14 protein-coding genes are annotated in these 12389 nt (G+C 39.1%); 13 read left to right on the top strand and 1 reads right to left on the bottom strand.

The window, feature by feature from the left end:
- Positions 1 to 539: 539 nt before the first annotated feature.
- From epsC to JZO76_RS02805, 11 genes are all read left to right on the top strand, one after another.
- Positions 540 to 1070 carry a serine O-acetyltransferase EpsC gene (gene epsC / locus JZO76_RS02855; protein WP_206902664.1) on the top strand — a complete coding sequence of 177 codons (531 nt, stop codon included), beginning with the start codon at positions 540 to 542 and terminating at the stop codon, positions 1068 to 1070.
- Positions 1067 to 2479, top strand: a complete 1413-nt coding sequence (cysS, locus tag JZO76_RS02850) for a cysteine--tRNA ligase (RefSeq protein WP_206902663.1) — start codon at positions 1067 to 1069, stop codon at positions 2477 to 2479. The genes epsC and cysS overlap by 4 nt, the downstream gene beginning before the upstream one ends.
- Positions 2476 to 2874 carry a Mini-ribonuclease 3 gene (locus JZO76_RS02845; protein WP_206902662.1) on the top strand — a complete coding sequence of 133 codons (399 nt, stop codon included), beginning with the start codon at positions 2476 to 2478 and terminating at the stop codon, positions 2872 to 2874. The genes cysS and JZO76_RS02845 overlap by 4 nt, the downstream gene beginning before the upstream one ends.
- The gene (gene rlmB / locus JZO76_RS02840) at positions 2864 to 3772 is read left to right on the top strand and encodes a 23S rRNA (guanosine(2251)-2'-O)-methyltransferase RlmB (RefSeq protein ID WP_206902661.1); all 909 of its coding nucleotides are present in this window, start codon (positions 2864 to 2866) and stop codon (positions 3770 to 3772) included. Before JZO76_RS02845 ends, rlmB begins: the two co-directional genes overlap by 11 nt.
- Before the next feature lies 1 nt (position 3773).
- Positions 3774 to 4301, top strand: coding sequence for an NYN domain-containing protein (locus tag JZO76_RS02835; protein ID WP_206902660.1), 528 nt, complete (start codon positions 3774 to 3776; stop codon positions 4299 to 4301).
- Positions 4302 to 4399: 98 nt separating this feature from the next.
- Positions 4400 to 4975: a sigma-70 family RNA polymerase sigma factor gene (locus tag JZO76_RS02830; RefSeq protein ID WP_206902659.1), complete on the top strand. Its 576-nt coding sequence runs from the start codon at positions 4400 to 4402 to the stop codon at positions 4973 to 4975.
- Between the two features lie 75 nt (positions 4976 to 5050).
- Complete coding sequence (locus JZO76_RS02825) at positions 5051 to 5353, top strand: Veg family protein (protein WP_396139821.1); 303 nt, start codon at positions 5051 to 5053, stop codon at positions 5351 to 5353.
- A gap of 91 nt (positions 5354 to 5444) precedes the next feature.
- Positions 5445 to 5885, top strand: coding sequence for a GNAT family N-acetyltransferase (locus JZO76_RS02820; protein ID WP_206902658.1), 441 nt, complete (start codon positions 5445 to 5447; stop codon positions 5883 to 5885).
- 228 nt (positions 5886 to 6113) lie between these two features.
- Positions 6114 to 6668, top strand: a complete 555-nt coding sequence (locus JZO76_RS02815) for an RNA polymerase sigma factor (RefSeq protein WP_206902657.1) — start codon at positions 6114 to 6116, stop codon at positions 6666 to 6668.
- Entirely contained in the window at positions 6661 to 8031 is a 1371-nt protein-coding gene (locus tag JZO76_RS02810) for a hypothetical protein (RefSeq protein ID WP_206902656.1), read from the top strand. Before JZO76_RS02815 ends, JZO76_RS02810 begins: the two co-directional genes overlap by 8 nt.
- 11 nt (positions 8032 to 8042) lie before the next feature.
- Positions 8043 to 8735 (top strand): C39 family peptidase, encoded by a 693-nt coding sequence (locus JZO76_RS02805; RefSeq protein WP_242595750.1) that lies wholly within the window; start codon positions 8043 to 8045, stop codon positions 8733 to 8735.
- Between the two features lie 129 nt (positions 8736 to 8864).
- Here the strand turns inward: JZO76_RS02805 and mscL are convergent, their stop codons facing one another.
- The gene (gene mscL, locus JZO76_RS02800) at positions 8865 to 9314 is read right to left on the bottom strand and encodes a large conductance mechanosensitive channel protein MscL (protein ID WP_206902654.1); all 450 of its coding nucleotides are present in this window, start codon (positions 9312 to 9314) and stop codon (positions 8865 to 8867) included.
- Positions 9315 to 9829: 515 nt separating this feature from the next.
- Here mscL and yfmF point away from each other — a divergent pair.
- Both yfmF and yfmH read left to right on the top strand, forming a co-directional pair.
- Positions 9830 to 11092, top strand: coding sequence for an EF-P 5-aminopentanol modification-associated protein YfmF (yfmF, locus tag JZO76_RS02795; RefSeq protein WP_206902653.1), 1263 nt, complete (start codon positions 9830 to 9832; stop codon positions 11090 to 11092).
- Positions 11089 to 12387, top strand: a complete 1299-nt coding sequence (yfmH, locus tag JZO76_RS02790; protein ID WP_206902672.1) for an EF-P 5-aminopentanol modification-associated protein YfmH — start codon at positions 11089 to 11091, stop codon at positions 12385 to 12387. The genes yfmF and yfmH overlap by 4 nt, the downstream gene beginning before the upstream one ends.
- Positions 12388 to 12389: the final 2 nt, after the last annotated feature.

The raw sequence follows: 12389 nt of genomic DNA, 5'->3' as shown, positions 1-12389 counted from the left end.
CTCATTTTCTAAACGAGCTATTAAAACATCTAAAAAACGAGTTCAAAACAACCTGCTAGCTCGGCAGTAAGAAAAATAGTTTCAATGATAAAAAACATCATTGCATCTATTTTATCTTACTGCTCGCTAGCAAACCGGTTGTTTTAAACATCTTACAAGTCGAGTTTTAGCAGCTAGAAAAATCGACAACAAGAAAACAATCGCAAATGACAAAAAGCATCATTCACGTTTGTTTGCCTTGTTGCTCATTTTCTAAACGAGCTGCTAAAACATCTAAAAAACGAGTTCAAAATGATTTGATAGTTCGGCAATAAAAAAAGTGTCTTAAGTGACAAAATACGTCACTTTAGCCCCTTTATCTTATTGCTTACCATCAGCCCAATCATTTTAAACATCTAACGAAAACGAGTTTTAAACAACCTGCCAGCTCGGCAGTAAGAAAAATAGTTTCAATGATAAAGAGCATCATTGCATCTATTTTATCTTACCGCTCGCTAGCAAACCGGTTGTTTTAAACATCTAAATTAGGAGGGAACATGATGGGGTGGGGGAGACGTGCGATTCAAGCGGCCAAGGAAAATGATCCGGCGGCCCGACACACATTGGAAATTATTTTGACATATCCTGGGATACATGCGCTGTTTTGGCATCGCTTTGAACATTTTTTGTACAATCACAAGCTGTTTTTATGGGCACGGCTAAGTTCTCAATTTCAGCGTTTTTTAACGGGGATTGAGATTCATCCAGGCGCTAAAATCGGTCAGGGTGTTTTCATCGATCATGGTATGGGCGTGGTGATTGGTGAAACAGCAGAAGTTGGCGATGATGTGGTATTGTTTCATGGTGTCACTTTAGGTGGTACAGGTAAACATGGTGGAAAAAGACACCCCACGGTAAAAACTGGTGCAATGATTTCCGCCAATGCTCAAATTTTAGGCCCGGTGACAATTGGTCAAAATGCAAAGATCGGTGCTGGTGCCGTCGTTTTAAAAGACATTCCAGATGAAGCAACAGCGGTCGGAGTCCCGGCCAAAGTTGTTCGAATTGCAGGAAAGAAGGTTGAAATATGATAAAGATTTACAATACAATGACGCGGGAAAAAGAGATATTTAAACCAATTGAAGCAGATAAGGTTCGTATGTATGTCTGCGGGCCAACGGTTTACAATTATATTCATATCGGCAATGCTAGAAGTACGATTGCTTTTGACACAATTCGCCGTTACTTTGAATACCGTGGCTTTCAGGTGAATTATGTGTCTAATTTTACAGACGTTGATGATAAAATTATTCGCGCGGCGAAAGAACTTGGAGTAACAGCACCAGCAGTGGCGGAGCGTTTTATTCACGCTTTTGAAGAAGATACCAATGCTTTAAATGTTAAGCCGGCAACGCTACATCCGCGGGTAATGGATCATATTGTTGACATCGTTGATTTTATTAGCGTCTTAATAGAAAAAGGCTACGCCTACGAAGCAGGTGGCGATGTGTATTATCGCACCCGTAAATTTGAAAATTACGGCAAGTTAAGTGATCAATCAATCGATGAATTAGAAGTAGGGGCGAGCCAACGAACGGGCACCGAACAAAATATTAAAGAAGATCCATTAGATTTTGCTTTATGGAAAAGTGCGAAGCCAGCAGAGATTTCTTGGGATTCACCGTGGGGAGCTGGACGTCCGGGCTGGCATATTGAATGCTCTGTCATGGCCACCAAACACTTGGGTGATACCATTGATATTCACGGTGGTGGCCAAGATTTGGAATTTCCGCACCATGAAAATGAGATTGCGCAAAGTGAAGCAAAAACAGGCCATACCTTTGCAAATTATTGGATGCATAACGGTTATGTGACAATTGGTGAAGATGATGAAAAAATGAGTAAGTCACTAGGGAATTTTGTAACTGTTCATGATTTGATTCAAAAAGTTGAGCCCCAAGTTTTGCGTTTCTTTATGGCGACAACGCAATACCGCCGCCCGATTCGCTACAGTGAGCAAACTTTAAAAGATGCCGCTAATAATTTGCAACGCCTAAAAACAGCAAGTGAAAATGCGAATTTCCGTCTTAAAGCAGCACAAGACACCTTAGCAGATGATGACGTGAAATTAGCGGAGTTACAAGAGTTGGAAAAGCGGTTTGTCACTGAGATGGATGATGACTTTAATGCTGCTAACGGTATCACAGTCGTTTATGAATTAGCAAAATGGCTAAACACCTATGCTGAGCAAAGTGACGTTTCACAAGTTGTTTTACAAGCTGCGATTGAAAAATTCCAAGCGTGGTTGGCAGTCTTTGGGATTCATTTTATCAGTAATGAATTATTAGACGAAGAAATCGAAAAATTGATTGCCAAACGAATTGAAGCGCGTCAAAATAAAGATTTTGCCCGCAGTGATGAAATTCGCGATCAATTAAAAGAACAAGGGATTATTCTAGAAGATACCGCGCAAGGTACCCGTTGGAGACGAGAAGCATGAGAGATTACACACAATTAAATGGTTTGGCACTAGCTTATGTGGGAGATGCGATTTACGAAGTTTATATTCGTGATTATTTAGTGTCTACAGGTCAAAGTCGTCCTAATCAATTACACAAACAAGCAACCCACTACGTTTCAGCCAAGGCGCAAGCTTTTTTAATGAACGAAATGTTAGCTGCCAAAATTTTAACAGAAGAAGAAGAATTGTTCTATCGCCGTGGTCGCAATAGTAAAAGTCATACCAGTGCCAAAAATGCCGATGTTACCACGTATCGCATCGCGACAGGCTTTGAAGCGTTGATGGGTTATCTTCATTTGCTAAATAAAAAAGAACGCTTAGAAGAGCTGATAGACTGGTGTATCAAGAAAGTAGGTGAAACAAATGGCAAATAAGCGAGATGACAAGCTGCAAAGAAATCAAAGCCGCGCAAGTTATGGCACAAAAGATAAAAATAGACGTGGAAAAAACTTTGACGACAAAGGAAATTTCCGTCATAAAAAGTCAGCTAATTTTAAAGCAGATAAAAAACTCAGCGATGCAAACAACAGTCAAGAAACCGAGGTCAATGAAAATTTTGTCTTTGGTCATCATGCGGTAGTGGAAGCTTTAAAAGCTGGCCGCGGTAACAAATTATTTTTAGCAGAAGATGCTCGTGGAGATAAAATCGAAGGCTTAAAAACTTTGGCCACCGAACAAGCAGTCCCGGTTAAATGGGTGCCTAAAAATAAATTAGATACCATGAGTGACAGCGGGGTTCACCAAGGAATGGTGTTGGCGATTACACCTTATGAATATCTCTCCTTAGCTGAGTTGCTGGAAACAACAACGAAAGAAAATCCTTTTTATCTGATTTTGGATAATCTAGAAGATCCCCATAATTTTGGTTCGATTTTACGTACTGCCGATGCTGCCGGCGTTGATGGAGTCATTATTCCTAAACATCGCGCCGTGGGAATTACGCCGATTGTGGTGAAGACATCAACAGGAGCAGTAGAACATATGCCAATTGCCCGCGTGACCAATTTAAGTCAAGCTGTTCAGCAGTTAAAAGATGCTGGCTTTTGGATTTTTGGTACCGCCATGGAAGGCACAGATTATCGCAAGTGGAATGCCAAAGGGAAAATTGGTTTGATCATCGGCAATGAAGGCAAAGGGATGAGTGCCGGTTTGATGAAATCAGTGGACGAACTGTTGACCATTCCTATGGTCGGACACGTTCAAAGTTTAAATGCCAGCGTAGCCAGTGGCCTTTTGATGTATCAAGCCTTCAGCCAACGGGCAGGTGAATAGGGTGAAAAAACAACTATTAATTGTCGATGGCTATAACATGATTGGTGCTTGGCCAGAATTGGTTTCACTAAAAAAAGCCGAGAAATTAGAAGACGCAAGAGAAACACTGCTGAATTTGTTGTCAAATTATGCCAAATATGAGGGCTTAGAAATCATTGTCGTTTTTGATGCCCAATTTGTACCCGGTATTACCCAACGCTATACGAAATATCAACTGCAAGTAATTTTCACTGAAGAAGGGGAAACAGCCGATAGTTATATTGAGCGGGTTGCCGGCGAGTTAAATAATGCCTTAACCCAAGTCACAGTAGCTACGAGTGATTTGGCTGAGCAGTGGGTGGTATTCTCCCAAGGTGCGTTACGGACTTCTGCTCGTGAGTTGTACAAAGCAGTCCACAAAACCAACAAATTGATTTCAGAACACCAAGAAGATTTGAAATTTAGTAATTTTCGCCGCAATTCGCCTTGGAATGATCTGCAACTTTCCGAATTGCAGCAAAAGTTACAAGAATTAAGCAAAAAGAATTAAAAATTCCCCAACGCTAGATTAGCCCGCCGGATGAAACTGGTTGGGCTTTTTTTCGTGGTACAGTCAAAAAGCAAGAGAATTTGGGAGGAGGCATTAAAATGATGAGAACAGATTTTAACCCCCAAGTAGTTTTGAGACACATGGAAGTTTTTGAAAAGCTCTTTTTTGATTATCGACCGGTTATTTATAAAGTGATGGGACGCTATTATTTGCGAGATTTCGATTACGATGATTGGTTACAAGAAGGGCGTATCAGTTTTTTTTATTCTTTATCTTGTTATGAAACGTGTCGTGGTGTTTCTTTTGGTACCTTTTTTAGAAACAACTTTGAAAATAAAATAAAAAGCGAGTTGCGAAAACAAGGTGCCTATAAAAGAAAGGGAATGGTAGAAGCCATCTCTTTAGAAGAAAAGATAGCAAAAGAAGGGGCAGACTTTTTAGTGGCCCATAATCAAAGTGTCGTTTTCGCCGAAGAGCAACTATTATTAGAAGAGAAGTTGCGGGTGGCTTTTTGCTTATTATCAAGGTTGGAAGCGGATGTATTGCAGGCTTACTTAAAAGGAGAACAGGTGGAATATTATGCCTATCAACGTGCCATGAGTCAGCAAAAAATTGGGTGTGCCTTAGAACGGGCGCGCAGGAAAATCCGCAAGGAAATGAAAATGAGCTCTTGAAATTTTTTTGAAAATAGAACCTTTTAAAAAGGAAAAAAATAACGCGAAATTCAGTATTGAAACGACAAAAAATTTATGATAAACTTGAAATTTTCAGAAAAATGTGATAAGATGGCAAGCGAGGTGAACGCGATGCCAACAACTTTAGCTTCTATCAAAAAAGATTTAGAATGTCGCATTGGCAGTGAAATTATGCTGGTGGCTCAAACTGGTCGTAAACGTCAAACCGAACGCAAAGGGATTCTTACAGAAACATACCCTTCTGTTTTCGTAGTCGATTTAGATCCAGAAGAAAATTCTTTCGAACGAGTTTCCTACAGTTATTCCGATGTTTTAACTCGCACTGTCGAAATCGAATTTTTAGGTGATGCAATATAAAAAATTACGAAGGCTCAGCTGGGCTTTCGTATTTTTTTAATATTTAGCTAGAATTTACCAGATATTTATCGTTCAATCTGAGGAGGTAGAAATGGAATATATTGTAAAAAGTTTTGCTGAATTAACGACCAAAGAGTTTTATCAAGTGGCAAAAGAGCGGGTCGCAGTTTTTGTCGTAGAGCAGAATTGTCCCTATCAAGAAATTGATGAAACCGATGAAGTGGCACTACACACGTACTTTGTCACAGAAGACGGACAAATTGCGGCGTATACCCGAATTTATGAAGAAGCAAAAGCGGTGCATTTTGGCCGGGTGCTCGTGAACAAAAATTTCCGTGGCACAGGCTTAGGAAAGAAAGTTGTTGCCAAGACGCTTGCTGTTATCAAAGAAAGATTTCCGGGTAAAAAAATTGTCATTGGCGCTCAAGCTTATCTGCAAGATTTTTATGCCAGCTTTGGTTTTAAAGCCATTTCTGAAATCTATTTAGAAGACGATATTCCCCATATCGATATGCAGCAAGAAGCACTTTAAAGAGTCTCTTACACCAATTATTATAAGTTGGTGTAAGAGCTTTTTTTGTACTATCAGGACTAGAAATATTTCGTACAAATCAAGAATGTAAAAAGAGCAGCCTTAAGTAAAAGAAGCCAAAAAAAGGCATTAGAAAAGTGAATTCTTTTATCTTTTTTTAGAAAATTAATTTTAAGGGAGGATTTTTACATTTTTTGCTGTATATATGTGTGAAGTGGAGGAGATAACTTGAAGGATAAAGAAATAGCTGCAGCTATTACACTTCGTGACGAAGTGGCCTTTAATCGACTGATCAAAGAATATTCGAAATTATTATGGGCGGTGGGTTGGTCGATTATCGGCAAACAAGGTTCAGCAGAAGATTTAGAAGAATTAGTGAGTGACGTCTTTTTACGTTTTTGGAATCAGCCAGAAAAATATGATGAAAAGAAAGGATCGCTGAAAAATTATTTAGCATTAATGACAAAAAGCATGGCCTTGAATCGATTGAAAGCACAACAAAAAATAGTGGAGACCGATGATGTTTTTTTACTTGAGACAATCCCTGAAAAAGAGCAGGCAGACGACGCTATTTGGCGGGCTTTTTTTCAAGCGATTGAAACATTAAGCGAACCGACCCGAACCATTTGCTTTCAACGTTTCTTTTTAGAATGGAAGCCGGCATTTATTAGTGAAAGGTTACAGTTGAGTGTTGATGAGGTGAATCGGCGTTTGTATCGCGGGAAAAAGAAAATTCAAATTATAATGGACAAATTACTTAAAGAAGGTGCAATAAATGACTAAAAAATACGAGAATAACCCCTTGTCCCATTTAGACGATGCGCAATTGACTAAATTATTGCAAGATACGGGGATGCCCTTTGATGACATCAAGCAAGAAAAAATTATTCGTAATATAAAGAAAAAGCAGCGGCCAACGAATAAAAACAAACGCTATAAAAAAATCTTAATGGGAATTGCCGCAGCGGCAATTCTAATTCCAACGAGCGCTTTTGCGGCCAATAAAATATGGGAAGTCACGACCAAAAAAGATGGCTTTTTAACGACACTATTTGTACAAAATGAAGCAGAGGACACAGCGTATTATCGTGTTGACGCAACCTATGTTCCAAAAGAACTTACGGCGATTCCCCAAACTCAGAATATGAAATATTGGCGGGAAGAAACTCGAGATGGTGGGTTTTCGCTAGCGCTTATTAAACCGGAAAAAAATCAAAAACTAACAGTCCCTAACGCAGTAGACACGGTAAAGTCAACCAGTGGGCAACATGATGTATATACAGTGAAAAGACAGGGAAATGGCAGCTCTTATGATACGGTTTCTTATTTGATGCTACCAGAAGAAAACCGCATTTTGCAGATTATGTTTGATCATACTGTAAATAAAGCACAGCAAGAAAAAATCATTGCGGGTTTGCGCTTGGAAAAGGTGACAGCCCAAAAAGCAACACCCGTTACACCACTAAATCAAAATGAGGACAAAGCAAAAGAAAGTTATACGCCACTTCAGGAAAATCAAAAAACAATTTACCATGAAAATGAAGCCTTTCAAGCAAGTTTTGGTGATAAAAAAGACGCTTTGAAAATCCAAGTAAAAGAAAATGCGTCCCAAAAACAACTCCCAGATTACGCCAAACGTGCATATATCGGGCAGGTAGAAGAATTTGCCAAAGCCGGTCTAATTGATAAAGCTGGCAATCTAGGTACCTATGAAGGCAGTAGTTATCAACGTGGTGATGGCGTCAAGACGATCGATCAACTACTAGCCAAACAAAAAATTCAACCGCAGTATCGCGAAATGACCATCACCATCACCAATCAAACTGCAAAAAAAGTGAAGGACTTGTATTTTGCGCCACAATTACAATTAATGAACAAAGTAAAAGCAGGTTATCAGTTTGACGAGGCGACTTATTTACAACCTTTTGATCACGATGGGGAACCTGTTTTTATTAGTGAACATGGCGAAGGGAAAAGCTATTACAATATCGGAAATTTAGCTGCCCATGAAATGAAAAAAGTAACCATTGGCTATATCGTGATTAACCCAGCTAAAAAAGCAGAATTTTTACAATTCAATTTAACAGGAACAGGAAGTATGGACTTGAACAATTCTGCCTTTACGTGGGTTTTGCTAGATGAATAGTAGGTGAGATGATGAAAATCAAACGCATCTTCTTTGGTGTTCTTGTCTTAGGGGCATCTTTATTGGGCATTTCAACAGTCTATGCTAAAATGCAGCCGGTCTTAAACCAACAGGCCGTAACAATTCAAGTGCCCCTGGAAAATCAAAATGAAGAAAAAAAGCTCGGAAATGGCTGTGAAATTACGGCACTATCGATGCTGTTAAACTATTATGGCTATCAAACTACAAAAAATAAGTTAGCAGAAAAATTAACTTATGTTCCCGTTTGGGTCAACGACACGCTTCATGGCGATCCACAAGATGGATTTGTCGGGAACATCAATGGAGGATTAGAGGCGATGGGCGTTGGGGTTGAACCGGTGGCCCAAGTAGCACAACAGGTGGTGCAATCTGATGTTGCTGTTCATGCAAGCCGTAATTTGGATTTTGCTGAAATTGAGTCTTTAGTTAAGCAGGGGACACCTGTCTGGGTGGAAACAACAACAGACTTTAGACTGCCAGCTAAAGGTGAAATAAAAACGTGGCAAACGCAACATGGCACAATTAACGTAGTGACATTATGCCATGCCGTCGTGATTACAGGGATTAGCCAAGATTGGGTCTATGTTAATGATCCTTATGGCCACAAAGATCGGCAGGTGGAAAAAGCCCGCTTTATCAAGACCTACCAAATAATGGGAAGTCAGTCGCTATATTTAGCGTAAAAAATATAATTAGAAAAAAGAAGCTGAAAATACAAGTTAGCACATGTCTTTTAGTGCAGTAACTTCTGTATCTGTATCGCAAAAAGGCTCTGGGACAAAAGTCAATTGACGTTTATCCCAGAGTCTTTTTTAGTATTCTGAATTATTCAAATCTTCCCGTGCTTTTTTTGTGGCAGGTCCACTTTGTGCTTCCAACAAATCGCGAATATCTTTTAAGTAGTCTTCAGCTGTAATTTCTGGTTCTTCTTCGACTTCTTCTTTTTTGCGTAAATCTTTCGCGCGGTTGGCGAATTTTACGATGATGAATAGTACAAAACCAGTGATGATAAAGGTGATAATAGCACTTACGACATTGCCAAATTCAAATTTGACACCGTTAATTTTAACGTCCAAAACGTTCATGGCGGAATCTAAATCGCCTTTTTTAGTGAACAATGACACGATAAGTCCAATTAAAGGTGTGATCAAACCTTCCACCACTTGATTGACGATGCTCGTAAAAGCACCCCCGATAACAACCCCAACGGCTAGGTCTAAGACGCTACCCCGCATTAAAAACTCTTTAAATTCTTTAATCATTTTTTTTTGCTCCTTTCTTTTATTTCCCGCATTGAAAATGAAAGTGAAAAACCTTCAGCTATCATGAAAAATCTGCATTAAAATGCGGATTGCTAAAAACAGTATAACGAAGATTTTTAAATATTTGAAATAATATGAAACAAAATCGCAAACAGGCGTAAAATCAACCTTTGCCACAGGGCTATGCTATAATTAAAGTGATGTTGTTTTAAAATGAAAACGAGTGGCAAGTACACATAACGACAGGATTTAGCTTTAAAAATAAGAATTTTATCGCGCCTTTTCTTTATAGCCAAAAAGGGCGCGAAATTCTTCACGAGAAATTGTAATTTTACCAGCTTTTCTAAAGGCAATTTGCAAAGCTTTTCTGATAAAGCAGCGGTAAGATTCAAACTCTACTAGGAGCGCTAAGAGTGCCCAAATTTTTGCATGAAACGCATATGAAGTGCAATAAAATTTATTGTAGCGACAACTTTTCTTTGAGAAGTTGAAATTATTTGATGAGGAGCATGTATATGTCAGTTGAATTAGGCCGTGGTATCAACCTTGAAGTAATACCCACCAAGAAATATAAGACAACGCGGATTTTAATCCGTTTTTCGGCCCGCCACAGTGAAAAAACGGCGGCGGCCCGCACGTTATTAACGAGTTTATTAGAAACAAATAGTTTGAATTACCCCACTCAAAATGAGTTAAGTACCCGTTTAGCAGAACTTTACGGGGCAGGCTTTGGCGTTAGTGTTGCTAAAAAAGGCAATATCCACCAAGTCAACGTTGGGATGTCCATCGTCAATGGAAGCTATGTAGGTGAAGAAGATTTATTTGCACAAGCGGTCGCTTTTTTGCAAGAGATTTTATTTGCCCCTAATGTAAAAGACGGGGCCTTTGATGAAAAGACCTTTACGACTGAAAAAGAAAATTTAATCGCCTATTTAAAGAGCATGAAAGAAGATAAGCAGACTTTTGCCTCTTTACGCCTACAGGAATTATTTTTCCAAAATTCTGCCGATCAAAAGGTGCCAAGTTTTGGTACTGTGGCGACAACAGAAGGTTTAACGGCCGAAGAATTGGTAGCTGTCTATCAAAAAATGATGACAGAAGATCACATTGATATTTTTGTTATTGGCGACGTTGAAGCCAAGTCGGTTAGTGAAATTTTGGCGCAATTACCTTTTGAAAAAGGTGAGCGGGTGAAACCAGAAATATTCTTTGCACAAAATCACAGCAATATTATTAATGAGCAAGTGGAATACGACCAAGTGGTACAGGCTAAATTAAATTTAGCCTATCAAATGGATACCTATTACGGCGATGCCGACCGTTTTGCTTTACTTGTTTTCAATGGCCTATTTGGCGGTTTTCCTCATTCCAAGCTCTTTATGAATGTAAGGGAAAAAGAAAGTTTAGCCTATTATGCCTCTTCTTCTTTTGATTCTTTTCGCGGCATGTTAAAAGTGCAGACAGGTATCGACCAAGAAAAAAGAGAAGCTGTGTTGCGTTTGATTAACGAGCAGTTGGAGAGCTTAAGAAAAGGGGAAGTTTCTACCGAAGAGTTGGCACAAACCAAAGCGATGCTAAAAAATCAGTTTTTATTGTCTTTAGATAATCCCCAAGCCTTGATTGAAAATGCGTATTTAGACTTGTGGCTACCACAGACGAAAACATCTGAGGAAGCTTTTCTTAAAGGTGTTGACGCAGTAACGATCGACGCAGTGAAGAAAATGGCGTTATCAGTAGAATTAAAAGCCATTTACTGCTTGGAAAGGAGCGCCTCATAATGAAAAAAGTGTACGAAATGGTAAACGAAACCTTATACAGCGAAATTTTACCCAATGGCTTAACGGTCTACTTACTGCCAAAACCCGGGTTTCATAAAACTTATGGGTTATTTACAACCGATTATGGCTCCATTGACAATCGTTTTATTCCACTAGGGGAAAAAGAATTTATTACTGTGCCAGATGGAATTGCGCACTTTTTGGAACATAAAATGTTTGAAAAAGAAACAGGAGATGTTTTTCAAGATTTTGGCAAACAAGGCGCATCAGCCAATGCCTTTACCAGCTTTACGAAAACCAGTTACTTGTTTTCAGCAACGGATAATATCGATTTAAACGTGACGACTTTACTGGATTTTGTGCAAGCCCCATATTTCACAGCTGAAAGTGTGAATAAGGAAAAGGGAATTATCGGTCAAGAAATTCAAATGTATCAAGATGATCCGAATTGGCGGCAATTTTTTGGCATTATAAACAACTTATATCCAGAGCATCCCCTACACATTGATATTGCCGGAACGGTGGAAAGTATTGCTGAAATTACAGCTGAAGATTTATACACCTGCTACAACACTTTTTATCATCCTAGCAACATGAAATTATTTGTGGTGGGCAACATTGATCCAGATAATATGATGACGCTGATTAAAGAAAATCAAGCGGGCAAAAAATTTGCAACACCACAACCGATAAAACGCGAATTTCCCGCCGAAACGCTAACAGACATTAAAAAAGTCGATCGCTTAGAAATGCCTGTGGCGCGAGCTAAAGGTATTTTGGGAATTAAAATGTTGACGGCGGATCTTCCGACAGACAACAAGGAATTATTGCGTTTCAAAACAGCCGCTAGCTTGTTGTGGCAGCTGCTTTTAGGTACCACTTCTAAAAATTATTTGCGCCTGTATGATGAAGGGGTTATTGATGATACGTTTGGTTATGAGTTTAATTTGGATCGCACCTTTTGCTTTGCTGATTTTGGCGGCGACAGTGACAAGCCGGCTGAACTTACCAAAGCCGTAAAAGAAATCTTACTCCATTACGGTGAGGATGAAGAAATTAACGAAGCCAACTTATCTTTATTGAAAAAACGGATGCTAGGGAAATTCTTCCAGTCTTTGAATTCCTTAGAATATATTGCCAATCAATTCAACCAAAATTTATTTGGTGAATTGACGTTGTTTGATTTGCCCCAAATTATTCAGTCGATAACCTTAGAAGATATTTATACCTGTGGCCAGCGGTTAATAAATGCAGACGCTATGAGTGAATTTTTCATGTATCCTAAGGGGGAGTAAGC

The organism is Candidatus Enterococcus myersii, assembly GCF_017316025.1.
Classification (GTDB): domain Bacteria; phylum Bacillota; class Bacilli; order Lactobacillales; family Enterococcaceae; genus Enterococcus_C; species Enterococcus_C montenegrensis.
The sequence above is the reverse complement of the archived record's forward strand: the minus strand, read 5'-3'. Positions and strand labels throughout refer to the sequence as shown.